21 protein-coding genes are annotated in these 24,521 nt (G+C 47.5%); 19 read left to right on the forward strand and 2 right to left on the reverse strand.

Going from position 1 to position 24,521, the window contains the following annotated elements; translation table 11 throughout:
* Nucleotides 1-25: 25 nt before the first annotated feature.
* The 11 genes from nusB (at nucleotide 26) to Q9R36_RS05910 (ending at nucleotide 12,798) form a co-directional block, all read left to right on the forward strand.
* Complete coding sequence (gene nusB, locus Q9R36_RS05860) at nucleotides 26-418, forward strand: transcription antitermination factor NusB (RefSeq protein WP_311224647.1); 393 nt, start codon at nucleotides 26-28, stop codon at nucleotides 416-418.
* A gap of 211 nt (nucleotides 419-629) precedes the next feature.
* Nucleotides 630-1,970: an exodeoxyribonuclease VII large subunit gene (gene xseA, locus Q9R36_RS05865; RefSeq protein ID WP_129612045.1), complete on the forward strand. Its 1,341-nt coding sequence runs from the start codon at nucleotides 630-632 to the stop codon at nucleotides 1,968-1,970.
* A 5-nt stretch (nucleotides 1,971-1,975) separates the two neighbouring features.
* Complete coding sequence (locus tag Q9R36_RS05870) at nucleotides 1,976-2,209, forward strand: exodeoxyribonuclease VII small subunit (protein WP_009794959.1); 234 nt, start codon at nucleotides 1,976-1,978, stop codon at nucleotides 2,207-2,209.
* Nucleotides 2,209-3,105: a polyprenyl synthetase family protein gene (locus Q9R36_RS05875; RefSeq protein ID WP_009794960.1), complete on the forward strand. Its 897-nt coding sequence runs from the start codon at nucleotides 2,209-2,211 to the stop codon at nucleotides 3,103-3,105. The genes Q9R36_RS05870 and Q9R36_RS05875 overlap by 1 nt, the downstream gene beginning before the upstream one ends.
* A gap of 363 nt (nucleotides 3,106-3,468) precedes the next feature.
* Nucleotides 3,469-5,361: a 1-deoxy-D-xylulose-5-phosphate synthase gene (gene dxs, locus Q9R36_RS05880; protein WP_253617967.1), complete on the forward strand. Its 1,893-nt coding sequence runs from the start codon at nucleotides 3,469-3,471 to the stop codon at nucleotides 5,359-5,361.
* Between the two features lie 3 nt (nucleotides 5,362-5,364).
* Nucleotides 5,365-6,210 (forward strand): TlyA family RNA methyltransferase, encoded by an 846-nt coding sequence (locus Q9R36_RS05885; protein ID WP_009794963.1) that lies wholly within the window; start codon nucleotides 5,365-5,367, stop codon nucleotides 6,208-6,210.
* A 157-nt stretch (nucleotides 6,211-6,367) separates the two neighbouring features.
* Nucleotides 6,368-6,817 carry a transcriptional regulator AhrC/ArgR gene (gene ahrC / locus Q9R36_RS05890; protein WP_009794964.1) on the forward strand — a complete coding sequence of 150 codons (450 nt, stop codon included), beginning with the start codon at nucleotides 6,368-6,370 and terminating at the stop codon, nucleotides 6,815-6,817.
* 16 nt (nucleotides 6,818-6,833) lie between these two features.
* Complete coding sequence (gene recN / locus Q9R36_RS05895; protein WP_009794965.1) at nucleotides 6,834-8,525, forward strand: DNA repair protein RecN; 1,692 nt, start codon at nucleotides 6,834-6,836, stop codon at nucleotides 8,523-8,525.
* Nucleotides 8,526-8,637: 112 nt separating this feature from the next.
* Nucleotides 8,638-9,933: a SpoIVB peptidase gene (gene spoIVB, locus Q9R36_RS05900; RefSeq protein ID WP_396137103.1), complete on the forward strand. Its 1,296-nt coding sequence runs from the start codon at nucleotides 8,638-8,640 to the stop codon at nucleotides 9,931-9,933.
* Between the two features lie 267 nt (nucleotides 9,934-10,200).
* Nucleotides 10,201-10,989: a sporulation transcription factor Spo0A gene (spo0A, locus tag Q9R36_RS05905; RefSeq protein ID WP_009794968.1), complete on the forward strand. Its 789-nt coding sequence runs from the start codon at nucleotides 10,201-10,203 to the stop codon at nucleotides 10,987-10,989.
* A 234-nt stretch (nucleotides 10,990-11,223) separates the two neighbouring features.
* On the forward strand, nucleotides 11,224-12,798 hold the full coding sequence (locus tag Q9R36_RS05910) for a flagellar assembly protein A (RefSeq protein ID WP_311224649.1): 1,575 nt from the start codon (nucleotides 11,224-11,226) through the stop codon (nucleotides 12,796-12,798).
* 7 nt (nucleotides 12,799-12,805) lie between these two features.
* Here Q9R36_RS05910 and Q9R36_RS05915 read toward each other — a convergent pair whose 3' ends face one another.
* Both Q9R36_RS05915 and Q9R36_RS05920 read right to left on the reverse strand, forming a co-directional pair.
* Nucleotides 12,806-12,940, reverse strand: a complete 135-nt coding sequence (locus Q9R36_RS05915) for a YycC family protein (protein WP_094767251.1) — start codon at nucleotides 12,938-12,940, stop codon at nucleotides 12,806-12,808.
* A 154-nt stretch (nucleotides 12,941-13,094) separates the two neighbouring features.
* Nucleotides 13,095-13,355 carry a DUF2627 domain-containing protein gene (locus Q9R36_RS05920; protein WP_009794971.1) on the reverse strand — a complete coding sequence of 87 codons (261 nt, stop codon included), beginning with the start codon at nucleotides 13,353-13,355 and terminating at the stop codon, nucleotides 13,095-13,097.
* A gap of 147 nt (nucleotides 13,356-13,502) precedes the next feature.
* Between Q9R36_RS05920 and Q9R36_RS05925 the strand changes: the two genes are divergently transcribed.
* The 8 genes from Q9R36_RS05925 (at nucleotide 13,503) to Q9R36_RS05960 (ending at nucleotide 24,506) form a co-directional block, all read left to right on the forward strand.
* A complete protein-coding gene (locus tag Q9R36_RS05925; protein WP_311224650.1) occupies nucleotides 13,503-15,581 on the forward strand; it encodes a sigma-54-dependent Fis family transcriptional regulator in 2,079 nt (692 codons plus the stop codon).
* 134 nt (nucleotides 15,582-15,715) lie between these two features.
* The gene (gene yqiS, locus Q9R36_RS05930; RefSeq protein ID WP_311224651.1) at nucleotides 15,716-16,618 is read left to right on the forward strand and encodes a phosphate butyryltransferase; all 903 of its coding nucleotides are present in this window, start codon (nucleotides 15,716-15,718) and stop codon (nucleotides 16,616-16,618) included.
* Nucleotides 16,619-16,649: 31 nt separating this feature from the next.
* The gene (bcd, locus tag Q9R36_RS05935) at nucleotides 16,650-17,744 is read left to right on the forward strand and encodes a branched-chain amino acid dehydrogenase (protein WP_022544175.1); all 1,095 of its coding nucleotides are present in this window, start codon (nucleotides 16,650-16,652) and stop codon (nucleotides 17,742-17,744) included.
* A gap of 115 nt (nucleotides 17,745-17,859) precedes the next feature.
* Nucleotides 17,860-18,981: a butyrate kinase gene (gene buk, locus Q9R36_RS05940; RefSeq protein WP_083783123.1), complete on the forward strand. Its 1,122-nt coding sequence runs from the start codon at nucleotides 17,860-17,862 to the stop codon at nucleotides 18,979-18,981.
* 11 nt (nucleotides 18,982-18,992) lie between these two features.
* Complete coding sequence (gene lpdA, locus Q9R36_RS05945; protein WP_311224652.1) at nucleotides 18,993-20,414, forward strand: dihydrolipoyl dehydrogenase; 1,422 nt, start codon at nucleotides 18,993-18,995, stop codon at nucleotides 20,412-20,414.
* 417 nt (nucleotides 20,415-20,831) lie between these two features.
* Nucleotides 20,832-21,827 (forward strand): thiamine pyrophosphate-dependent dehydrogenase E1 component subunit alpha, encoded by a 996-nt coding sequence (locus Q9R36_RS05950; protein ID WP_094767094.1) that lies wholly within the window; start codon nucleotides 20,832-20,834, stop codon nucleotides 21,825-21,827.
* Between the two features lie 12 nt (nucleotides 21,828-21,839).
* Nucleotides 21,840-22,823, forward strand: a complete 984-nt coding sequence (locus Q9R36_RS05955) for an alpha-ketoacid dehydrogenase subunit beta (RefSeq protein WP_009794978.1) — start codon at nucleotides 21,840-21,842, stop codon at nucleotides 22,821-22,823.
* A gap of 378 nt (nucleotides 22,824-23,201) precedes the next feature.
* A complete protein-coding gene (locus Q9R36_RS05960; protein ID WP_311224653.1) occupies nucleotides 23,202-24,506 on the forward strand; it encodes a dihydrolipoamide acetyltransferase family protein in 1,305 nt (434 codons plus the stop codon).
* The last annotated feature ends 15 nt before the right edge of the window (nucleotides 24,507-24,521 follow it).

Raw genomic sequence — 24,521 nt, forward strand, 5'->3', positions numbered from 1 at the left:
TGCCTAAAAGGAGTTAAAGAATATAATGAAAAGAAGAACAGCGAGAGAAAAAGCATTACAGGCCCTGTTTCAGATTGATGTGAGCCAGGCAGACCCTTCGGAAGCAATCGACCATGTGCTTGAGGGAGAAGAAGGGGACGAATATCTGACACTTCTGGTAACCGGTGTACTTGAAAATAAAGAGGAAATTGACAGTCTGATCAAGCAGTATCTTGAAAAATGGAAGCTGGAACGCCTTGCAACAGTGGATCGAAATCTTCTCCGCCAAGGAGTCTATGAGCTGAAATACAGCAAAGAGGTCCCGGCCAATGTTGTCATTGATGAGGCGATTGAAATTGCGAAGATATTTGGCGATGACAATTCCAGCCGTTTCATCAACGGTGTCCTCTCGAAAGTGAAGGATAGCCTGGACTCTTAAGCGTCCTGCCTGTCCCGGCCGGACCAAAAGCATTCATTGCCCTGTCTCTATCCAGTTTAAATGTGCGATATGCCTGTTTTAGCCGTTTTGGCGTGACGGATGGCCTTATTTAAACTTATAATAGGGAAGGGCTTTTTACGCTGTTTAGATTATTGTACAGAACAAACAGCAAATGGCATGTGGATACCCAGCCCTTTAAAAGGAGTATGCTATGAAGGAACAGCGTTATCTGACCGTAGGCGCTCTAACTCTATACATAAAAAGAAAATTTGACCATGACCCGCATTTGCAGGAGATATTTGTCAAAGGCGAAATCTCTAATTTTAAGAGGCATTCGAGCGGACATATGTATTTCACGCTGAAGGATGAGAAATCCCGGATCCTGGCAGTCATGTTTTCCCGTTCTGCACGTTCAGTGAAGTTTGAGCCTGAGAACGGGATGAAGGTGCTGATCAGCGGTGAGATCTCTGTCTACGAGCCGAGCGGACAATATCAGATTTATGTCAAGCAGATGCAGCCGGATGGAGTAGGGGATCTTTTCCTGGCCTTTGAGCAGCTGAAGGAAAGGCTCCAGAAAGAGGGGCTGTTTGCTTCAGAACGCAAAAGGCCCATCCCGAAATTCCCGAAAACTGTTGGAGTGATAACGTCCCCGACAGGAGCTGCAGTAAGAGATATCATCACAACAATCAAAAGGCGCTTTCCGATCGCCAATATATTGATTTATCCGGCACTTGTACAGGGTGCCCAGGCAGCTCCTTCTGTTGCTGGCGCCATTGAACTTGCAAACCGGCAGGCCGAGGCTGATGTCCTGATCGTCGGGCGCGGCGGAGGGTCGATCGAAGAGCTATGGGCCTTCAATGAAGAGCAGGTGGCAAGGGCGATCGTTGGATCGGACATTCCGGTCATTTCGGCTGTCGGGCATGAAACCGACTTTACAATTGCCGATTTTGCAGCCGACCATCGCGCCCCCACACCAACCGGGGCGGCAGAAATGGCGGTTCCGCATATCGATGAATTGGCTGAAAGGATTTTAAACCGCCAGTCCAGGCTTATCAGAGCGATGAGGGAAAGAGCAGTCCTGCAGCGGGAACGATTGGGCAGACTGCAGAAATCATATGCCTTCCGCTATCCGCAGCGGCTGTACGAACAGAAGCTAGAACAGGCAGACAAGATGACAGAACAGCTGAAAAAGAGCGCAGGCAGGCTTGCAGAGCTGAAACGCGAGGAGCGGGACAGGCTGCTGCAAAGGCTCTTGAGGAATCATCCAAATGATTTGTACAAGGAAGCGAAGGAAACCCATTTACGCGGCAGCCGTGCACTCGGCAGGGCCATGAAAGAAGTTTTGACCAAGAAGCAGAAGGAATTCAGCGGCATGGTTTCAACCCTTGAGGCGCTGAGCCCGCTTAAGATTATGGACAGAGGCTACAGCTTGGCCTATAGCGGGGAAGGCGAGCTCCTGAAGAGTGTCTCCCAGGTTGAAAAGGGCGATGATGTCCAGGTGAAATTGGCTGATGGAACTTTTAATTGCAAGGTGACAGGCAAAGAGGAGTGATAGAAATGGCTGCAGAAGAAAAACTCACATTCGAAGAAGCGATGAAAAAGCTTGAAGGAATTGTAGAAAAGCTGGAAGAAGGCGATGTGCCGCTCGAAGAGGCCATTGCCATCTATAAGCAGGGCATGGAGCTGTCCAAGCTGTGCCATGATAAGCTGCAAAGAGTGGAAGAACAGCTGACGGAGGTTCTGACAGAAGAAGGCAGGAAAGAACCGTTTGTCATCGAGGAGGAGGAGTAATGGTGCCGAATGTACAGCTTGATTCTTTTTCAGAGGTCCATATAAAGATGCTTGAACGTGAGCTGGAGGAAAGTGTCAGCAGACTGGCCGCCCCGGAGGTTCTGAAAAAGGCCATGCATTATTCTCTGCAGGCCGGGGGCAAAAGGATCAGGCCGCTCCTCGTATTCGCTACTCTCAAGGCTTTTGGGGAAGATACAAAAAAAGGCCTGCAGGCTGCAGCTGCTGTGGAGATGATCCATACCTACTCCCTTATCCATGATGACCTCCCTAGCATGGACGATGATGATCTCAGGCGGGGGAAGCCGACCAGCCATAAAGTGTTTGGCGAGGCAAATGCCATCCTTGCTGGAGACGCACTGCTGACATACAGCTTCCAGCTTCTTGCACAGATGGCTCCTGAGGATGCTGATGCGGAAGTGAAGCTTGCTTTGATCAATGAGCTTGCAAGGGCTTCGGGTGCTGAAGGCATGGTAGGCGGCCAGACGGCAGATATTGAGGGAGAGGACAAAGACCTTGATCTTGAAGAGCTTGAATACATACATGTGCACAAAACCGGGAAGCTTCTTGCATTCAGTGTAGCAGCAGGGGCTCTCCTCTCGCGTGCAGAGGAAAGCAGGCTGAAAAGCCTGAATGAATTTGCCCACCATCTGGGCCTTGCTTTCCAAATCAGGGATGATATCCTCGACCTGGAAGGAAATGAAGAGGTCCTTGGAAAGCCGGTTGGCAGTGATGAAACCAACAATAAAAGCACCTACCCATCCATTCTCACTATGGAAGGAGCAAACAAGGCGCTTGAACATCATATAGGGATGGCAAAGGCCCGGCTGCAGGAAACAGGCCTTGAAATCCAGCTGCTGGAAGAGATAACCAATCTGGTGGCGAACAGGGATCACTGATTAATTGGCAGTTTCTGCTGATCCTGCAGCTGCCGGATATGAGAAGGAAGCCGTTTGCCGCATCGGGCCAACGGCTTTTTCTTTGGTCAGGAAGTGATTGATTTTCAGCTTATAGACAGGACAGAATTCCCTTTTTGCATTCAGCAGCTATGCTTTTCTTTAGTGAAACGGTTCCTGCCCTCCAGCAGATCTGGATGTCCCATAAGGGAAATCAGTTGGAAAATCGCCTGCAATGCGTTACTCTTATGGTACAATGCAGGGAATATGCTATATTTTGTTGTGGAAAATTGTCATATCGTTATAATAAAAGAGAATTAATAATAACAGTGATTTAAAAAGAAATGAAAGTGAGTGATCCAAGACATGGATCTATTATCGATTAAGGACCCTTCATTTTTAAAAGGGCTCTCCAATAAAGAACTGGAAGATCTCAGCCAGGATATCAGGAATTTTCTTATAGAAAAACTTTCAGTGACAGGCGGCCATATCGGACCCAACCTAGGAGTCGTTGAACTGACGATCGCCCTCCACAAATGCTTTGAAAGCCCAAAGGACAAGTTTCTCTGGGATGTGGGCCACCAGTCTTATGTCCATAAGATCCTTACAGGCAGAGCCTGTGAATTTGATACCCTCAGGCAGTATAAAGGACTGTGCGGTTTTCCGAAGCGGATTGAAAGCGAACATGATGTTTGGGAGACCGGCCACAGCTCGACTTCTTTATCAGCGGCCATGGGCATGGTCATTGCGAGGGATTTGAAAAAAGAGGATTCCCATATCGTCCCGATCATCGGGGATGGCGCACTGACAGGCGGGATGGCGCTTGAAGCGCTCAATCATATCGGACACGAGCAAAAGAATATGATTGTCATCCTCAATGATAATGAAATGTCGATTGCACCAAATGTCGGGGCCCTGCACAATGTTCTCGGGAAACTCCGGACAGCCGGCAAGTATCAGTGGGTGAAGGATGAGCTCGAGCTTCTCCTCAAAAAAATCCCTGCTGTCGGCGGAAAGCTTGCTTCAACTGCTGAAAGAGTAAAAGACAGCTTGAAATATCTTCTGGTTTCGGGCATGTTTTTTGAGGAAATGGGCTTTACCTACTTAGGCCCGATCGATGGCCATAATTTTGAAGAGCTGTTTGAAACGCTCAGCTATGCAAAGAAAACAGAAGGTCCTGTCCTTCTGCATGTGATCACTAAGAAGGGGAAAGGCTATTCCCCTGCTGAAAAGGATACAGTCGGGACCTGGCACGGGACAGGCCCATACAAAATTGATACAGGCGACTTTGTTAAACCGATCAACCCGCCGCCTGCCTGGAGCAAGCTTGTCAGTGAAACCGTAAGGAAGCTGGCGAGGAAGGACAGCAGGATTGTTGCAATCACTCCTGCCATGCCTGTAGGATCAAAGCTTGAAGGCTTTGCCAGCGAGTTCCCGGACCGCATGTTTGATGTGGGTATAGCGGAGCAGCATGCAACAACTGTCGCAGCAGGGCTTGCCACACAAAATATGAAGCCGTTCCTGGCTATCTATTCGACCTTCCTGCAGCGTGCCTATGACCAGGTGGTGCATGACATATGCCGCCAGAACCTGAATGTCTTCATCGGAATCGACCGCGCAGGCCTTGTGGGCGCTGACGGTGAAACCCACCAGGGTGTATTTGACATCGCCTTCATGAGGCATGTGCCAAATCTGGTGATGATGATGCCGAAAGATGAAAATGAAGGCCAGCATATGGTCAACACTGCTCTTGCTTATGATGACGGCCCGATTGCGATGCGTTTCCCGAGGGGCAACGGAATCGGTGTGCCGATGGATGAGACGCTGATCAAAATTCCTATCGGCACTTGGGAAGTGCTGAAGGAAGGGGACGATGCTGCAATCCTTACCTTTGGTACAACGATCCCGATGGCGATGGAAGCAGCAGATCAGCTGGAAAGGCAGGGCTACTCAATAAAAGTCGTCAATGCCAGGTTCATCAAGCCGCTTGACAAGAAGATGCTGTCAGAAATATTAAGTTTGAATATGCCGATACTAACTATAGAAGAAGCTATCCTGCAGGGCGGATTCGGAAGCGCCGTCCTTGAGTTTGCCCATGAAAACGGGTTCCATCAGGCAGCTGTCGAACGCATGGGAATCCCTGATGAGTATATTGAACATGGAAGCGTAAAGGAACTGCTCGAAGAAATCGGCCTGACCTCTGAGATGGCCGTACAAAAGCTCGCAAAATTGGCGAGAAAAAAACAAAAAAGGGCTTAACAGATGAAAAGTAAGAAAGAACGTTTAGATGTATTGCTCGTAGAAAGAGGGCTTATCGAGACAAGGGAAAAGGCAAAGCGCGCCATCATGGCCGGACTTGTCTATACGAACGAGAGCCGCCTCGATAAGCCTGGTGAAAAGGTAGGCGCCGATATTCCGCTCACAGTAAAAGGCAAGCTGATCCCCTATGTCAGCCGCGGCGGACTGAAGCTTGAAAAGGCGATCAAAGAGTTCGATGTCGACATTTCAGGCAAGGTGCTTCTTGATATAGGAGCATCAACCGGCGGCTTCACTGACTGTGCGCTGCAGAATGGGGCGAAAATGTCATATGCATTGGATGTAGGCTATAATCAGCTTGCCTGGAAGCTGAGGCAGGACGAGCGGGTGGAGGTAATGGAAAGGACCAACTTCCGCTATGTGACTCCTGCCGATCTGGCAGGGGAGATGCCAGATTTTGCGTCGATTGATGTATCGTTTATTAGTTTGAAGCTTATTCTGCCTGTTCTAAAAACCCTGCTGGTTCCCGGGAGTGATGTTATTGCGCTTGTAAAGCCGCAGTTTGAAGCAGGACGTGAGCAGGTCGGAAAAAAAGGGATTGTCCGCGATCCCAAGGTCCATGCCGACGTCATTGACCGCATGATCCGCTTTTCCCTGGAACAGGGATATGATGTCAGAAACCTTTCCTATTCCCCGATAACAGGAGGGGACGGCAATATTGAGTTCCTTCTTCACCTGAGGTGGGAAGGGGAAAAGGAAACAGGCATAAACGGACTTTCTGCTTCCGTGGATGAAATAGTCAAGGAAGCTCATGCCGAGCTGAAATCAAAGCAGCAGAAAGAAGAGGAATAAGCATCATGCTTATTCCTTTTTTTCGGCGCTGGACCATCGAATTATGGCGGTTCTTGGCTATTCGTGCTGTCTATTGCAGAAAAAATTGTACATTCAGCAGAAAATCGGCTAACATATGGATAGAAATCAGGTTTCGACTGCCTATAGAGGTGATAAAGTGAATAAAGGACAACGACATATCAAAATAAGAGACATCATAGCCAATAATGATATTGAAACACAGGATGATCTTGTGGACGAGCTGAAAAATGCCGGTTTTAATGTGACCCAGGCAACTGTGTCAAGAGATATAAAAGAGCTTCATCTTGTAAAAGTTCCTTTAATGGATGGAAGATATAAATACAGCCTGCCGGCGGATCAAAGGTTCAATCCGCTGCAGAAACTAAAACGCAATTTAATGGATGCTTTTGTCCGGATTGATACTGCCGGCCATTTGCTTGTTATGAAAACGCTGCCCGGGAATGCGATGGCAATCGGCGCACTGATAGACAATCTTGACTGGGAAGAAATTCTCGGTACGATTTGCGGCGACGATACCTGCCTGATCATCTGCAAAACACCTGAAGATACTGAAGTGATATCCAACCGCTTCATCGATATGCTTTAAATTGGGGTGAAAATCTTTGCTAAGTGAATTATCCATTAAAAATTTCGCTATTATAGAAGCCCTTTCTGTTTCATTTGAAAAGGGCTTAACTGTATTGACTGGGGAAACGGGCGCAGGCAAATCAATCATCATCGATGCCATCCACCTTTTAGTGGGCGGACGGGGGTCTTCGGAGTTTGTCCGGCACGGCGAGCAGAAAGCTGAGATCGAGGGTCTTTTCCAAATAGACGGCCAGGATCATCCCTGTTATAAAAAATCAAGGGAATTTGGGATTGACATCGAGGACGGGATGGTGGTCCTTCGCCGGGATATCTCACGGACAGGCAAGAGTGTATGCCGGGTCAATGGAAAGCTGGTGACCATTTCTGCACTCCGGGAAATCGGATCTACGATCATCGACATCCATGGACAGCATGAGCACCAGGAATTGATGGATGAAACCCTGCATTTATCTTTGCTTGACCAGTTTGGCTCTGAGGAAATCATGCCGGCCCTGCATGAATACCGGGAAGTATTCCAATCTTATGAACAAACAGCCAAAAAGCTCAAGAATTTGAGTGAGAACGAACAGCAGATGGCCCACAGGCTTGATCTGATTCAATTTCAGCTGGAGGAAATTGAGGGAGCCGGGCTGAAAATCAACGAAGACGAAGAGCTTTATGAAGAAAAAACGAAGCTGGGGAACTTCGAAAGGATTTATGACAGCATGCAGGCTGGCTATACTGCTCTTCAAGGGGAGCAAAAGGGGCTGGACTGGATCGGCCTTGTTATGGGCCATCTGCAGGAAGCAGCTGAACTGGATCCTGAATATAAGGAAATGGCAGATGCTGTATCCAACAGTTTTTATATGCTTGAGGATGTTTCAAGCAGTCTGAGGAGCAAGCTTGATTTTCTTGAATATGATCCTGCCAGGCTGAATGAGATTGAAGAAAGGCTGACAGAAATCAATCAGCTCAAAAGGAAATACGGCAAGACAATCGAGGAAATCCTTGAATATGCATCAGGGATAGAAGAAGAAATTGAGACATTGCAGAATAAGGAAACACATATTGATCAGCTTCAAAAGGAGCTTTCTTCCCTTCAGAAGGATTTAAGCCTTGAAGCCGAGCAATTAAGCAGGCTTCGGAGAAAGAGCGCCAAAAAGCTGACCTCTCTCATCCATAAGGAACTGAAAGAGCTGTATATGTCGAAAACGGTGTTCGAAGTGAAATTTGAGGAATTGTCCAGCCGGGGCTACCATCGCAACGGTGCTGACAAGATAGAATTTTATATATCCACCAATCCGGGCGAACCGCTCAAGCCCCTTTCCAAAGTCGCCTCGGGCGGTGAGCTGTCCAGAATCATGCTGGCTTTGAAAAGCATCTTCTCGAAGCATCAGGGGGTCACATCGATTATCTTTGATGAGGTTGACACAGGGGTCAGCGGACGCGTCGCACAGGCAATCGCTGAGAAGATTCACCATGTTTCAAGGGATTCACAGGTTCTCTGTATTTCCCACCTTCCACAGGTTGCTGCAATGGCAGATACACATCTGTTCATCGCAAAGTCTACGCGTGATGGAAGAACTAAAACAACAGTGAAACCGCTCAATTCCGAGGATAAAATCAAGGAAATCGGCCGGATGATATCCGGGGTGGAAATCACTGATTTGACGAAAGAGCATGCTAAGGAATTGCTCCAGCTTGCCCAGCAAATAAAAATAACTTGAAAAGCTATCCAAAGAGGGTAGCTTTTTTTATATGGCCAAAGGTTATAAGTTCTCACTAAGGAGGCAAAATTAAAGATGTAGCCATTTGACGTGTGGACTAGAAGCGAGGAGAGTGAAGGTTTTGAATTTAGAGCTACTAAGAAGAATAATTGGTGGAATTCTCCTTGTTTCATTAATTGCAGCAGGGTTTTCCAAACCCTTTCAAGATTATATCAGCATTCCCAAAGAGATTACCCTATTTGAAGGTGAAACATACAATTTCAGCAAGGCGGCACCTGTGTCTGCAACAATGAAAACAGAAGCGGCGGCAGCTCTCAAGCAGGAGGGAAGCGAGGTTGCCGTAAAGGGAAAGAAAATTGGAAAAGACGAAATGCTGCTTGAACTGGCAGGATTTCCAGTTAAAAAAGTTGATGTGAATGTATTGAGGGATTTTAAGGTCATTCCCGGAGGCCAGTCAATCGGGGTTAAACTGAATACGGTCGGGGTGCTGGTAGTCGGCCATCACCTTGTGGATGCAAAAGACGGCAAAGCTTCCCCCGGCGAAACCGCAGGGATTAAAGTAGGAGATATCATCACGCAGATAAACGGACAAAATATTGAGAAGATGTCCGATGTGGCACCCTTTGTCCAGGAAGCCGGACAGACGGGCAAGGCAATGAAGATCACACTTACAAGGGAAAATGGCAAAATCAGCACCGAACTGACACCCCTTAAAGATAAGGCGGAAAATAATTTTAAACTGGGCCTGTATATTAGGGATTCTGCAGCCGGAATCGGCACCATGACCTTTTATCATCCAGGTTCTATGAAGTACGGGGCCCTCGGCCATGTTATAAGTGATATGGATACAAAAAAACCGATCGTGGTCGATGATGGACAAATTGTCCGTTCGACTGTTACATCCATTGAAAAAGGAAGCAACGGGAATCCGGGCGAAAAGCTCGCAAGATTTTCTTCAGATAAAAAGGTTATTGGGAATATTAAAAGAAACAGTCCCTTTGGCATTTTTGGCGAACTGAACAGGGGCATGAAAAACGGCGTGCTTGACAAGCCGATGCCTATAGCGCTTTCGCATCAGGTGAAAGAGGGGCCGGCCCAGATTCTTACAGTTGTAGATGATGACGAGGTAGACCTGTTTGATATTGAAATTGTCAGCACTATACCACAGAAGTTCCCTGCAACAAAAGGGATGGTCATCAAAGTGACAGATCCTGAACTGCTGGATAAAACAGGCGGTATTGTTCAGGGGATGAGCGGGAGCCCGATCATTCAGAACGAAAAGGTTGTCGGGGCAGTCACGCACGTATTCGTGAATGATCCTACCAGCGGGTACGGAGTCCATATCGAGTGGATGCTCAATGAAGCAGGAATAGATATTTATGAAAAAAGCGAAGAAAAAGCAAGCTGAAATGTGTGGAGGAAGAAGGCGTGCACGGGGCCTTCTTTTTTCTTTTGTGAGCTCTAAAGAAAAATCGACAAAAACCAGCCAAATGATCAATGTATATGCGAATAAAGTCGAATGAGGAAGAAAACAGAAGAAAAATAAAGGTTTTATCAGGTTTTTAAGAAAAATTCAAAAAACAAAAGGAATTTCGTTTGCATTGTCGAATTTGTCATTTAGAATAGAACTAGATAGAAAAAGAGACCACAAATGGATTTGAGGAGGAAACAATACGTGAGAAAAATAAAAGTATGTATCGTGGATGACAATCGCGAGCTTGTCGGGCTTCTGGAGGAATATATCGCATCCCAGGATGATATGGAAGTGAGCGGGGTGGCCCATAATGGCCAGGAATGCCTGGAGGTACTGGAAGAAACTGAACCGGACGTTCTAGTCCTTGATATAATCATGCCGCATCTGGATGGGCTTGGAGTGCTTGAAAAGCTGCGTGAATCACGGAGATCATCGATGCCGAATGTCATCATGCTTACAGCTTTCGGCCAGGAGGATGTTACGAAAAAAGCGGTGGATCTTGGGGCTTCCTATTTCATCCTCAAACCATTTGATATGGAGAATCTCGCCGGCCATATCCGCCAGGTAAGCGGCAAGTCCAACCCGGTCATCCGCAAGTCCCAGTCATCCGCCTACAGAAGCCAAGAATCCAAGCCTAAAAATCTTGATGCAAGCATCACAAGCATCATTCATGAAATTGGTGTGCCTGCCCACATTAAAGGTTATTTATACTTGCGCGAAGCAATATCCATGGTCTATAACGATATTGAACTGCTCGGATCCATTACAAAGGTTCTTTACCCGGATATCGCCAAAAAGTATAATACCACTGCCAGCAGGGTGGAAAGGGCAATCCGCCATGCGATCGAGGTAGCATGGAGCAGGGGGAATATCGATTCCATCTCTTCTCTTTTCGGCTACACTGTAAGCATGACAAAAGCCAAGCCCACTAACTCGGAATTCATCGCGATGGTTGCTGATAAACTGCGCCTGGAGCATAAAGCTTCTTGAAAGGGCTAGGCATTTTTAAGGTTTTTTTAATTTATGCCGCGACTGCCTGAAAGAAGGCCTTAAAAATGAAATCATATACTTTTAAAGGAGAGCATTCCATTCTGGGGTGCTTTTTATTTTGGCTAAAAGGACAGGATAATGGCAAATATTCTGTTAGTTTATGAAGGAACCTGCCAAAATGCCTATTTTTCCGCTATAATGAATACAAATGCCTGCTGGAAAGGGAAAAGTCCTATGGAGATATTTTCTGATGAGTCGCTAAGAATTGAATGTGAAGAAGATGAAGTTTATATAACTGTTCTCAGAAAAGGCTATTCTTTAAAAAGTCTGGAAAAAGAACTGTTAAATTTTCCGAGAATTTCAATTACAAAATTTATGGTACTGAAAGAGGCGCTTGAACTGGCCGATTCAGGAAGGAAGCTTATTGGCGAACTGAAACCCCTGGCAGCTGTAAGCCTTAGCAGGGACATGATGGAAGCAAAGCTCCGGCTGAACTGCACGGAAGCTTATTTCAATGCAGAATTTAAGACTATAGCCGATCAAATAGCCTTACAGCTCCAGGAACTCGGGGTGGAACATGCGATTGAGGAGGATGTGCTGAGAAGCGTCCCTGTGCAAAAGGAAGCTGTCATTGCAAAGGGCCTTCCTCCCCGGCATGGAAGCGATGCTGTCATCTGCTATTTTGAGCAGAGTGAAAGGAAGCCCGCCATAAGGGAAGACGGCACCGCGAATTATTATGATATGAACTTCATTGATGAGGTTCAGGAAGGGGATTGGCTCGGCGAGAAAATTCCTGCAGAAGAAGGGGTTTTTGGTGAAACGCTGACAGGAGATCCGGTTCCTCCGTTAAAAGGAAAAGATAAAAAACTGCTTTATGACAAAAAAACGGTAAAAGCTTGTGAAGAGGACGGTAAAATGGTGCTGAGGGCGTTATGCGACGGTGTTGTCACATTCCGGGGCGGCAAGGTATCTGTAGGCCGCCATCTAGTCATAGAAGGCGATGCAGGCCCTGAAACAGGCAATATCGAATTTGATGGAAGCATTACAGTCAGGGGTATTGTCAAGCCGGGCTACAGCGTCAATGCTTCTCTTGACATTTCTATTTTAGGAGAACTCGGCATCAGCGGGTTTAAAGCAATCGTTTCGGAAAAAGGGGATATTTTCATTAAAGGAGGCGCGTTCGGCCAGGGATCCGGCATGATAAAGGCGGGAAAGAATATTTATATAAAGCACTCTAATGAATGCAGCCTGACAGCAGGCGGTGATATTCATATCGGCTATTATTCGATCGGCGGAATCCTGAAAGGAAGAAACATCTTTGCGGATGAAAGAAAAGGAAAGCTGATAGGAGGCCTGATAGAGGCTAAAGGAAGGGTGCAGGCCGGCATCATCGGCAACAGGCTGGAAAGGAAAACGATTATACAGATTGAAGGATTTGACAGAAATACAGTCAACGAAGAGCTTGAGACACTCCTTCTTGCATACCGAAAAAGGGCCGCTGAAATGGAAAAAGGCAAAAAGCAGCTTGAAATCTTCGAACAATACATAAATCAGCTGAGCGACAAGCAGCAGAAGCAGTATGAACAGACATTAAGCCTGTTTGAGAGGCAGATGGAGGAAATCGTCGTACTTGACCATCAAAGGAAGATATTGACGGGCCTGCTTGAGACGAAGGGTGAAGGGGAAGTATCCATCCTGCAGGTCGCATATCCGGAAACGCAGCTCCAGATTAAAAGCCAATCAAGAAAGCTGGATACTTCAGTCAGGGGCACCTTCTATGCTGTCAGGAACAGCATGCATTTCGAATAGTCCTTCATCAATTCTTTTTTTCAAGTTCCATCATCTTCTGTATTAAAATATGCTGGGGCATGTGCATGATTTGCTCTAGTGGAACATTGAGCTTCTCGGCAAGCTTGATTGCCGTTCCGGGGGAAATCTGCAATGGCTTCATCTCCGTCCCTCCTTTCTGAATATCAGCTGCAAATGATAAAATTCCAACAATAATACTTATCTGCAAAGAACAGCACCCCGGCAGCGAACGGGGTGCTGTTCTTTATATAACGGGAATGAAATATTCAGTGCTCCCGGGTTGCCTGCGTAAATAATCAATCAGCCTTTTTAGCCTGGATCCTCTCTCTTCTAAAACGGTCCTGCACCTTATTCCTTTTTCGGTCGCGGTACAGTATGAAGCCGGCGACAAACCCCAGCCCCAGCAAAAAGAAAAGCAGGCCGGCCAGGAATTGAAGCCATAAATAGGGGAAAGGGCTTTGGAGAATGCCAAATACCATATCCCTCATCAGTTTAACACCAATGGCAGCAATAAAGCCGGGTATCAATAAAACAACTAATGCAGCGATTCTTATCATATTTTGCCCCTTATTTAAAAAAGTCTCTTCATCGGTAATGATAAATTATAGAAGAAATTTGTCAAGCATGGAGAAAATAATTACAATAGTATTGAAAGATCTTGCAGACTATCAGTGAAAAAATCTTCGTACAAGAGAGGGATAGCCATGCAGACAGTTATGATAGTCGGTGCCGGAAAAGGCGGAACGGCCATTTTGCGGCTCCTGAGAGAAACGGCGGTCCTTGATGTATCGGCAGTTGTCGATATCAATGACAATGCTCCGGGAATCCAGCTTGCACGCCTGGAAGGGATTCGGACCGGTCCCGATTGGAGAGAATACATAAAAGAAGATCCAGATATCATCATTGAAGTGACGGGTGAAGAGAAGGTTTTTATCGATCTCAGGGAAGCACGGTCGAAAAATACAGTGCTTATTCCCGGAAGTGTAGCCTTTCTTATCAGCAAGCTGCTTGAGGAAAAAGAAGAGCTTATTGAGGAATTCAAAAATGAAACATATAAGCATGACCTGATTTTCAATTCTACGGACGATGGAATGGTCGTTGTCAATGGAGAAGGCCGGATCATCCTCTTTAATCGAAGCGCCGAAAGGATGACAGGCATCCCAGCCGGAAAGGCAATCGGAAAACACGTACTTGATGTGATACCAGGCAGCTGCCTTCCGAGGGTACTGGAAACGAAAAGGACAGAGCTGAATCAGGAGCTTGTGCTTGCGAATGGACTGGAAATCATAACGACCAGAATACCGATGATTGGGGAAAAGGGAGAGCTGATCGGTGCGTTCTCTGTTTTTAAGGATATTACCGAAGTAGTCAATCTCGCCGAAGAAATCACAAACCTGAAAGAAATACAAACCATGCTCCAGGCTATCATCCAATCAAGCGATGAAGCGATTTCGGTGGTGGATGAAAATGGAAAGGGGCTGCTGATCAATCCGGCTTATACAAGGATCACTGGACTGACAGAGGAGCAGGTAATCGGACAGCCGGCAACGGCAGATATTTCTGAAGGAGAAAGTGTACATATGAAGGTCCTTCAGTCGAGAAGGGCAGTAAGGGGGGCGGCGATGAGAGTCGGCCCCGGCAAAAAGGAAGTGGTTGTCAATGTCGCTCCGGTAATTGTGGACGGCAAGCTGAAGGGCAGCGTAGGTGTCATCCATGATATGTCAGAAATCAAAAGCCTGAACAGGGAACTTACTAGGGCACGGCAAATTATCCGTACGCTTGAAGCAAAATATTCTTTTGAGGATATTATCGGCACATCCGAAGAAATGACATTGGCGATTGAGCAGGCAAAGCTGGGGGCTAAAACGCCGGCAACCATTCTTCTCAGGGGAGAGTCCGGAACGGGCAAGGAATTGTTTGCCCATGCCATCCACAATGCTAGCGGGAGAAAATACAATAAATTTATAAGGGTCAATTGTGCGGCCTTGTCGGAAACCCTGCTGGAAAGCGAGCTTTTTGGCTACGAGGAGGGCGCCTTTTCCGGCGCCAAACGGGGAGGGAAGCGCGGCCTGTTTGAAGAGGCCCATAACGGCAGCATTTTCCTCGATGAAATTGGCGAAATGACAGCCAATACACAGGCCAAGCTGCTAAGGGTGCTGCAGGAGAATGAGATCACAAGAGTTGGCGGCACTAAGCCGATTCCGATAAATGTAAGGATCATTGCTGCGACCAATGTAAATCTGGAAAAGGGGATTGCTGCCGGCACTTTCCGTGAGGATTTATATTACCGGATAAACAGGATGCCGATACATATTCCTCCTTTAAGGAATAGAAAGCAGGATATTCCACAGCTCTGCAGCAGGCTGATCCAGAAGATCAATCAGGAATATGGGCGCAATGTCGATAAGGCTTCGGAAGAGGCTATATCAGCACTTATGTCCTATGACTGGCCGGGCAATGTAAGGGAACTGGATAATATTCTGGGGCGCGCCATTATTTTTATGGGCTATCATGAAACGGAAATTGAAGTAAGGCATCTTCCTGAAATGATTTTGAAGCAGCATAAGAGTGAAACGCCAGCCAGTTCAGTTCCGGAAGAATATGGCGGGAATGACGCCCCGCTTGCCGAGCTTGTCGAAAACTTTGAAGCCTCCATGATTAAAAGGGCCCTGGATAAGCATAATGGCAATAAAACGGCAGCTGCCAAAAGCCTGGGATTGTCTGTCCGGAATTTGTATTATAAGCTTGAAAAATATAACCTTGCAAATAATGGCGTGCAATAATTTTCATAGCGTGAAAAATTCTGCAGGTTCTTTAGTGGGATGAATAAAGCGTTTTCAGTAAATGTGGGCTGGCACATTTCTTGCATAATATAATATTGGTGTCGCAGCATTTGATTAAAGGGGTTGAAAACAAATTGAGGTTGAGCTCGCTCATAGAAAAAGCAGCAGGAAACAGAAAACAGACAGTCGCAGTTGCCGCAGCAGAAGACCATGAAGTAATGGACGCAGTAGCGGAAGCGGCCAAGCGCAATTTGGCTCATTTTAAATTATTCGGCGACGGAGAAGCAATTGAAGAACTGATCTATAATAGAAATCTTGCGGCTGCGGGTGGAAGGATAGAAGTTATCCATACACGAACAGCAGAAGCAGCAGCTGAAATGGCTGTAAGGGCAGTAAGCCAAAAAGAAGCCAGTGTGCTGATGAAAGGCAATCTTTCAACTTCGATCATATTAAAAGCAGTGCTTAATAAAGATTATGGGCTTAGAACGGGCAGTGTCCTTTCCCATGCAGCTGTTTTTGAAGTGCCTGGCTACGACAGGCTCATCATCATTACGGATGCTGCCATGAATATTGCGCCGGATTTGAAGCAGAAAGAGCAAATCATTAATAATACAGTCAAGATTGCGAGAAGCATAGGCATCGACCATCCAAAGGTGGCTCCGATTGCTGCCGTTGAAACGGTCAATCCTTCTATGCAGGCAACTTTGGATGCTGCCGCTCTGGCCATGATGAATAAAAGGGGCCAGATCAGAAACTGCATTGTTGACGGCCCGCTTGCACTGGATAATGCAATCTCTCCAGCGGCAGCCGAGCATAAAGGAATCAGCAGCGAAGTTGCAGGAAATGCAGATATACTGCTTGTCCCTGCTATTGAGACAGGCAATGCTTTATATAAATCGCTTATGTATTTCGCAGGTGCAAAGGTCGGGGCAGTCATTGCAGGCGCCAAAGCGCCGATTGTCCTGACATCACGGGCTGATTCGGCAGATAGCAAGCTGAACTCACTCGCTTTGGCCCTTTGCTCTGCATCATCTTAATTTTTTTGAAAAACAGGGGAGGAATATTAAAATGGAACTATTCAAATATATGGAGACTTATGATTATGAGCAGCTTGTATTCTGTCAGGATAAACAATCAGGACTGAAGGCAATCATCGCCATCCATGATACAACTCTTGGACCGGCTCTCGGCGGTACGCGCATGTGGACGTATGAGTCTGAAGAGGCGGCAATTGAAGATGCTCTGCGCCTGGCCAGGGGGATGACTTATAAGAATGCAGCAGCCGGCCTGAATCTGGGCGGAGGCAAAACGGTCATCATCGGAGATCCCCGCAAGGATAAGAATGAGGAGCTGTTCCGTGCGTTCGGCCGCTATATCCAAGGGCTGAACGGCCGTTATATTACTGCCGAGGATGTAGGCACAACGGTAGCAGATATGGATATGATCCATGAGGAAACAGATTATGTCACGGGCATTTCACCGGCTTTCGGTTCTTCCGGAAATCCTTCACCGGTCACGGCATACGGCGTATATCGCGGAATGAAGGCAGCTGCAAAAGAAGCTTTCGGCAGCGATTCACTGGAAGGGAAAGTCATTGCCGTGCAGGGAGTAGGAAATGTGGCATTCAATCTTTGCCGCCATCTGCATGAAGAAGGCGCAAGTCTGATTGTGACGGATATCAACAAAGAGGCAGTTCAGCGCGCAGTCGATGAGTTCGGTGCAAAGGCAGTGAATCCGGATGAGATTTACGGAGTAGAATGTGACATCTATGCACCATGTGCCCTGGGAGCTGTCATCAATGATTCAACCATACCTCAGCTGAAGGCCAAGGTAATTGCCGGTGCAGCCAACAACCAGCTGAAAGATACTGCTCACGGTGATCTGATCCATGAAATGGGAATCGTCTATGCCCCTGATTATGTCATCAATGCCGGCGGGGTCATCAATGTAGCTGACGAGCTGTACGGGTATAACCGCGACAGGGCTATGAAAAAAGTTGAGACCATTTACAACAATATTGAAAAAGTAATTGAAATCGCCAAAAGAGACGCTATTCCTACTTATAAGGCCGCTGACCGTATGGCTGAGGAAAGAATTGAAAGAATGCGTAATTCACGGAGCCAATTTCTTCAGAACGGGCACCACATCCTTAGCAGGCGCTAACCCGGGGACTGCTGAAAAAGGACAACAAGAGCGCTGAATAATTTATTCAGCCTCTTTGATTTTAATGATATAGCAGCATATCCAGCGGCTATAATGATAGAAAGAGACAATCTGAATGGGAGGTTTAATCTTGCAGGTACACAACCATCGAATTCTCGTAATCAACCCAGGTTCAACTTCCACGAAAATCGGAGTATTCGATAATGATATATCCATTTTTGAAAAGACGATCCGCCATGATTCCGGGGAAATCAATTCATTTGAAAAAATCATCGATCAATATGCCTTCAGGAAAAGGACAATCCTCGAAGCACTGGACCAAGAAGGCATGAATATTTCCAAGCTTGATGCCGTCTGCGGGCGCGGCGGTCTTCTGCGGCCGATCGAGGGGGGCACATACGGGGTAAATGAAGAGATGCTCCGCGATCTGAGGGAAGGCTATTCAGGCCAGCACGCATCCAATCTCGGCGGGATCATTGCCTTCGAAATAGCGTCAGGCCTTAACATTCCTTCTTATATAGTAGATCCTGTCGTAGTGGACGAGCTTGAAGATATTGCGAGGATTTCAGGATTTGCCCTGATCGAAAGAAAGAGCATCTTCCATGCCCTTAATCAGAAAGCGGTAGCCAGACGGGTCGCTAAAAAGCTGGGCAGGAAATATGAAGATTTAAATCTGATCGTTGCCCATATGGGCGGCGGGATCACTGTGGGCGTCCATAAGATGGGAAAAGTCGCTGATGTGAACAACGGGCTTCATGGAGATGGCCCATTCAGCCCGGAAAGGGCAGGCACCGTCCCGGCAGGAGATCTGGTGGACCTTTGTTTTTCAGGGGACTTCTATCGCGATGAAATCATGAAAAAGCTTGTTGGCCAGGGCGGCCTTGTCGGTTATTTGGGGACGAACGATGCGGTCGAGGTCGAAAAAATGATTGAAAAGGGCAGTGAAGAAGCTAAGCTGGTCTACTCCGCGATGGCCTATCAGGTCGCCAAGGAGATTGGATCGGCAGGTGCAGCCCTATCCGGCAGGGTGGATGCCATTATTTTGACAGGCGGACTAGCCTACGGGAAAGAATTCATCAAGGATATAAGCAGCCGGATCAATTGGATAGCGGATGTCATTGTGCAGCCTGGTGAGAACGAGCTTCAGGCACTGGCAGAAGGAGCCCTGAGGGTGCTGCGCGGCGAGGAAGCAGAAAAGAATTATCCCGGCTCGGAAAAAAATAAAGCAACGGTTTAGGAGGAATAGAATTGGCACAAGAATACGACTTAGTCATACTAGGCGGAGGCACAGGGGGCTATGTAGCCGCCATCCGCGCTTCACAGCTGGGCCTAAAGACGGCAGTTGTCGAAAAAGGGAAACTGGGGGGCACTTGCCTCCATAACGGATGCATCCCGAGCAAGGCGCTCCTTAGAAGTGCAGAAGTATATGCCACAGCCCGCCATGCTGAAGAGTTCGGCGTTTTAACAGGAGATGTTTCGGTCAACTTCGGCAAGGTGCAGGAAAGGAAAAACAAGATTATTGACCAGCTCCATAAAGGTGTCCAGCATCTGATGAAGCAAGGGAAAATCGATGTCTTCGAAGGTCTTGGCAGAATCCTGGGCCCTTCCATTTTTTCTCCTATGCCGGGAACCATTTCAGTTGAAATGAACAATGGCAGCGAGAATGAAATGCTGATCCCCAAAAACGTCATCGTATCAACGGGGTCCCGCCCGCGGACGCTCCCTGGACTCGAAATAGATGGAACCCAGGTGATGACATCTGACGAAGCACTCGAGATGACCGAGATTCCAAAGTCTATTATTATTGTAGGCGGCGGAGTAATTGGCATTGAGTGGGCTTCCATGCTTTCCGATTTCGGATCAGAAGTTACAGTCATCGAGTATGCAGACCGCATCATTCCAACAGAAGATAGGGAGATCTCCAAGGAAATGCAGCGGCTGATGAAGAAAAAAGGCGTTAAGTTTGCTGTTGGGGCCAAGGTTCTTCCAGAAACGCTCCAAAAAGGTGAAAAAGTGAAAATTTCTGCTGAAATTAAAGGCGAGAAGAAGGAATTCTCTGCTGAAAAGCTCCTCGTTTCTGTGGGCCGCCAGGCTAATACGGAAGGCATCGGTCTTGAAAACACCGACATACAGATTGAAAAAGGGTTTATTTCGGTCAATGAATATTTTCAGACAAAAGAATCGCATATCTACGCAATTGGCGATGTCATCGGCGGACTGCAGCTCGCCCATGTGGCTTCCCATGAAGGAATCACTGCAGTGGAGCATATCGCAAATGAAAATCCTTCACCGCTGGATTACAGCCTGATATCCAAATGCATATACAGCTCACCTGAAGCTGCGAGTGTGGGGCTGACAGAGGATGAAGCAAAGGAAAAGGGCCATGATGTAAAGACAGGCAAATTCTCCTTCCGTGCTATCGGCAAAGCCCTTGTGTTCGGGGAATCGGACGGTTTTGTCAAAATTGTCGCTGATAAAGAAACAGATGATATCCTTGGGGTCCATATGATCGGCCCTCATGTCACAGATATGATTTCCGAGGCCGGACTGGCAAAGGTGCTGGATGCTACACCATGGGAAGTAGCTCACACCATCCATCCGCACCCAACCCTTTCCGAAGCCATCGGAGAAGCAGCCCTCGCAGTAGACGGCAAAGCTATACATGGCTAGAAATGCGGAGGCGACTGTTCAATAAAGGAACGCAGACTAAGAGCGCCACGTCCTGTGGCAACGTCTGCATGACCCACATCCTGTGGGCCTCAAGCATAAGACGAGCAGGACGGAAGGTTGTTCTTTAACCTTTTGGCCTGATTGGCTTATGACTCGAGCGCCTAGGAGCCGGAGCTGGACAGAGAGAAAAGCGGAGGCGGCTTGCACAGAGCCGGCAAGCATAAGACGCCCAAGGATAAAAGGCGTTCTTTGCCTTCAATTCTTGGGTGGCTTATGACTCGAGGCTCTAGCCGCCGGAGCTGGACAGAAAGAAAAGCGGAGGATGTTTGCCCGCTTATATCTGATTTTATCAGATCATTAACAGCAAAAAGGAGTCTCGCGCTCCTGCTACATATTGAATTTTGAGGAGGCAAACAAATGGCTGAAAATCGTCATAAAGATTTAGGGCTAAGCGATGATAAGGTATTGGAAATGTATGAGACCATGCTGCTTGCCCGCCGGATTGATGAGCGGATGTGGCTTTTAAATCGTGCAGGCAAAATCCCCTTCGTTATATCCTGCCAGGGGCAGGAGGCAGCACAGGTAGGCGCTGCTTTCGCCCTTGACACTGATAAGGATTATGTACTGCCATACTATCGCGATATGGGCGTAGTGCTTACATTCGGGATGACGGCAACAGAGCTGATGCTGTCAGGTTTTGCAAAGGCTGAAGATCCGAACTCGGGAGGCCGTCAGATGCCGGGCCACTTTGGGCAGAAGAGAAACAGAATCGTAACGGGCTCATCCCCAGTTACAACACAGGTTCCTCATGCTGTAGGAATTGCCCTTGCAGGAAAGATGGAAGGAAAGGATCTTGTAACCTTCACTACCTTTGGAGAAGGATCCTCCAATCAGGGTGACTTCCATGAAGGTGCAAACTTTGCAGGGGTCCATAAGCTCCCTGTCATTTTCATGTGTGAAAATAACAAATATGCCATTTCCGTCCCGATTGAAAAACAGCTGGCATGCGAAAATGTTGCCGACCGTGCTGTCGGCTATGGGATGCCTGGCGTGACTGTTGACGGCAATGACCCGCTTGAAGTATACAAGGCTGTGAAGGAAGCTGCCGACCGCGGCCGCCGCGGAGAAGGTCCTACACTTGTTGAAACAGTATCATACAGGCTGACACCGCACTCATCAGACGATGATGACCGCAGCTACCGTGCACCGGATGAAGTGGCTGAAGCAAAGACAAAGGATCCGATCATCACTTTTGGCGCTTATCTGAAGGAAACAGGCCTCATGAATGATGAGCTGGAAAAAGAAATCAATGACCGGGTGATGAAACTGGTTAATGAAGCAACTGAATATGCAGAAAACGCACCGTATGCTGATCCGGAACATGCGATGAAATATGTCTATGCTGAGAAGTAAGGGGGAAAGAAAATGGCTGTAATTTCTTATATTGATGCCGTAACTATGGCAATCCGCGAAGAAATGGAAAGAGATTCAAAAGTATTTGTTCTAGGGGAAGACGTTGGGAAAAAAGGCGGAGTATTTAAAGCGACTCAAGGCCTGTATGAAAAATTTGGCGAGGAACGCGTAATCGATACCCCGCTTGCTGAATCTGCCATCGCGGGTGTTGGAATTGGTGCAGCGATGTACGGAATGCGCCCGATTGCAGAAATGCAATTTGCTGATTTCATCATGCCTGCCGTTAACCAGATCATTTCGGAAGCTGCCAAGATCCGCTACCGTTCAAACAATGACTGGAACTGCCCGATGGTCATCCGTGCCCCATACGGCGGGGGAGTCCATGGTGCCCTTTACCATTCCCAGTCAGTTGAAGCCGTATTTGCCAATCAGCCAGGACTGAAGATTGTCATGCCTTCTACTCCTTATGATGTAAAAGGGCTGCTGAAGGCAGCTATCCGGGATGAAGATCCGGTCCTGTTCTTCGAGCATAAGCGGGCATACCGCCTGATCAAGGGCGAAGTCCCAGATGATGATTATGTGCTTCCAATCGGCAAGGCAGATGTGAAGAGGGAAGGCGAAGACATCACAGTCATCACTTATGGCCTTTGTGTTCACTTTGCCCTCCAGGCTGCAGAGAGACTTGCGAAGGATGGCATTTCTGCACATATCCTTGATTTGAGGACTGTTTATCCGCTTGATAAGGAAGCAATCATTGAAGCTGCTTCCAAAACAGGAAAAGTGCTTCTCCTTACAGAAGATAATTTAGAAGGAAGCATTATGAGCGAAGTGTCTGCCATTATCGCCGAAAACTGCCTGTTTGAACTTGACGCGCCAATCAAGCGCCTTGCAGGGCCTGATATCCCGGCAATGCCATATGCGCCAACGATGGAAAAATACTTCATGGTCAACCCTGACAAAGTAGAAAAAGCCATGAGAGAACTCGCTGAGTACTAAGAAAAGCGGAGGCGACTGTTCAGGTGCGACAAGCATAAGACGAGCAGGACGGAAGGTTGTTCTTTAACCTTCTGGCCTGAATGGCTTATGACTCGAGCACCTAGGAGCCGGAGCTGGACAGTAAGAAAAGCGGAGGCGACTGTTCAGAATTAAGGAACGCAGGCTAAAAACGCCACGTCCTGTGGCAACGCCTGCATGACCCGCGTCCTGCGGGCCCAGCATAAGACGAGCAGGACGGAAGGTTGTTCTTTAACCTTCTGGCCTGATTGGGTTATGACTCGAGCACCTAGGAGCCGGAGCTGGACAGTGAGAAAAGCGGAGGGCGCTGCCTTAGCAGCGCCGCCCATAAAATATCTATAGCAATGGAGGGTATGCCAATTGGCTATTGAACAAATAAAAATGCCGCAGCTTGGTGAGAGTGTGACAGAGGGCACCATCTCCAAGTGGCTTGTTTCTGTCGGCGATACAGTAAATAAATACGACCCTTTAGCTGAGGTCATGACAGATAAAGTGAATGCAGAAGTCCCATCTTCTTTTACCGGTGTAATAAAAGAACTGATTGCCGGGGAGGGAGACACACTTGCAGTGGGTGAAGTGATCCTGACTATTGAGGTTGAAGGCGGGAATACTGACGAGGCAGCTGGAAAAGAGAATTTCAAGATAGAAGAAAAAGCGGCATCTTCAGAAACAAAGCTGGAAGAAAGCAGTCCATCCAAGGCAAGATATTCGCCTGCAGTGCTAAAGCTCTCCCAAGAGCACGGCATCGACCTGAACCTGGTGAACGGAACAGGTGCAGGAGGCCGCATTACAAGGAAGGATCTCCAGAAGCTGATTGATTCAGGGGATATTCCTCAGGCTGAGGCAAGGCAGGAAGAGCCGGCAGCCTCACAGAAGGCACAAGAGCCTGCTGCACAGACTCAGGTTCAAGCTGAGCCGGCAGCAAAGCAGCCAGCTGCTGCGCCGAATGTTCCAGTCATGCCTGGTGATATAGAAATTCCGGTAACAGGTGTCCGTAAGGCAATTGCCGCAAATATGCTCCGAAGCAAGCATGAAGCACCGCATGCGTGGACAATGATGGAAGTGGATGTTACGAATCTTGTCGACTACCGCAACTCCATCAAAAATGAATTCAAAACAAAGGAAGGATTCAACCTGACTTTCTTTGCATTCTTTGTCAAAGCAGTAGCCCAGGCCCTTAAGGAATATCCGCAGATTAATTCAATGTGGGCAGGGGACAAGATCATCCAGAAAAAAGATATTAATATCTCCATTGCAGTCGCAACAGACGATGCGCTTTTTGTGCCAGTAATCAAGCATGCTGATGAAAAAACGATCAAAGGCATCGGCCGTGAAATCGCAGAGCTTGCCGGCAAAGTGCGGAGCGGCAAGCTGACTTCAGCAGAAATGCAGGGCGGCACATTCACAGTCAATAATACCGGCTCATTTGGGTCTGTCCAGTCAATGGGCATCATCAACTATCCTCAGGCTGCAATCCTGCAGGTTGAATCGATTGTTAAGCGCCCGGTCGTCATGAATAATGGCATGATCGCAGTCCGGGATATGGTCAACCTTTGTATGTCGCTGGACCACCGTGTCCTTGATGGCCTTGTGTGCGGACGGTTTCTGCAGAGGGTTAAAGAGATACTTGAGAACACATCAAAAGAAAATACATCTGTGTATTAAGAAGAACGAAAGGCG

This window comes from Bacillus sp. AG4(2022) (genome assembly GCF_031844465.1).
GTDB lineage: Bacteria > Bacillota > Bacilli > Bacillales > Cytobacillaceae > Bacillus_AB > Bacillus_AB infantis.

What these genes read in the sequence shown, in the direction of transcription:
- nusB (WP_311224647.1), top strand. Translation starts at nt 26, where the DNA reads ATGAAAAGAAGAACAGCGAGAGAAAAAGCATTACAGGCCCTGTTTCAG.
- xseA (WP_129612045.1), top strand. Translation starts at nt 630, where the DNA reads ATGAAGGAACAGCGTTATCTGACCGTAGGCGCTCTAACTCTATACATA.
- Q9R36_RS05870 (WP_009794959.1), top strand. Translation starts at nt 1,976, where the DNA reads ATGGCTGCAGAAGAAAAACTCACATTCGAAGAAGCGATGAAAAAGCTT.
- Q9R36_RS05875 (WP_009794960.1), top strand. Translation starts at nt 2,209, where the DNA reads ATGGTGCCGAATGTACAGCTTGATTCTTTTTCAGAGGTCCATATAAAG.
- dxs (WP_253617967.1), top strand. Translation starts at nt 3,469, where the DNA reads ATGGATCTATTATCGATTAAGGACCCTTCATTTTTAAAAGGGCTCTCC.
- Q9R36_RS05885 (WP_009794963.1), top strand. Translation starts at nt 5,365, where the DNA reads ATGAAAAGTAAGAAAGAACGTTTAGATGTATTGCTCGTAGAAAGAGGG.
- Q9R36_RS05910 (WP_311224649.1), top strand. Translation starts at nt 11,224, where the DNA reads ATGGAGATATTTTCTGATGAGTCGCTAAGAATTGAATGTGAAGAAGAT.
- Q9R36_RS05915 (WP_094767251.1), bottom strand. Translation starts at nt 12,940, where the DNA reads ATGAAGCCATTGCAGATTTCCCCCGGAACGGCAATCAAGCTTGCCGAG.
- Q9R36_RS05920 (WP_009794971.1), bottom strand. Translation starts at nt 13,355, where the DNA reads ATGATAAGAATCGCTGCATTAGTTGTTTTATTGATACCCGGCTTTATT.
- Q9R36_RS05925 (WP_311224650.1), top strand. Translation starts at nt 13,503, where the DNA reads ATGCAGACAGTTATGATAGTCGGTGCCGGAAAAGGCGGAACGGCCATT.
- bcd (WP_022544175.1), top strand. Translation starts at nt 16,650, where the DNA reads ATGGAACTATTCAAATATATGGAGACTTATGATTATGAGCAGCTTGTA.
- buk (WP_083783123.1), top strand. Translation starts at nt 17,860, where the DNA reads ATGGGAGGTTTAATCTTGCAGGTACACAACCATCGAATTCTCGTAATC.
- Q9R36_RS05950 (WP_094767094.1), top strand. Translation starts at nt 20,832, where the DNA reads ATGGCTGAAAATCGTCATAAAGATTTAGGGCTAAGCGATGATAAGGTA.
- Q9R36_RS05955 (WP_009794978.1), top strand. Translation starts at nt 21,840, where the DNA reads ATGGCTGTAATTTCTTATATTGATGCCGTAACTATGGCAATCCGCGAA.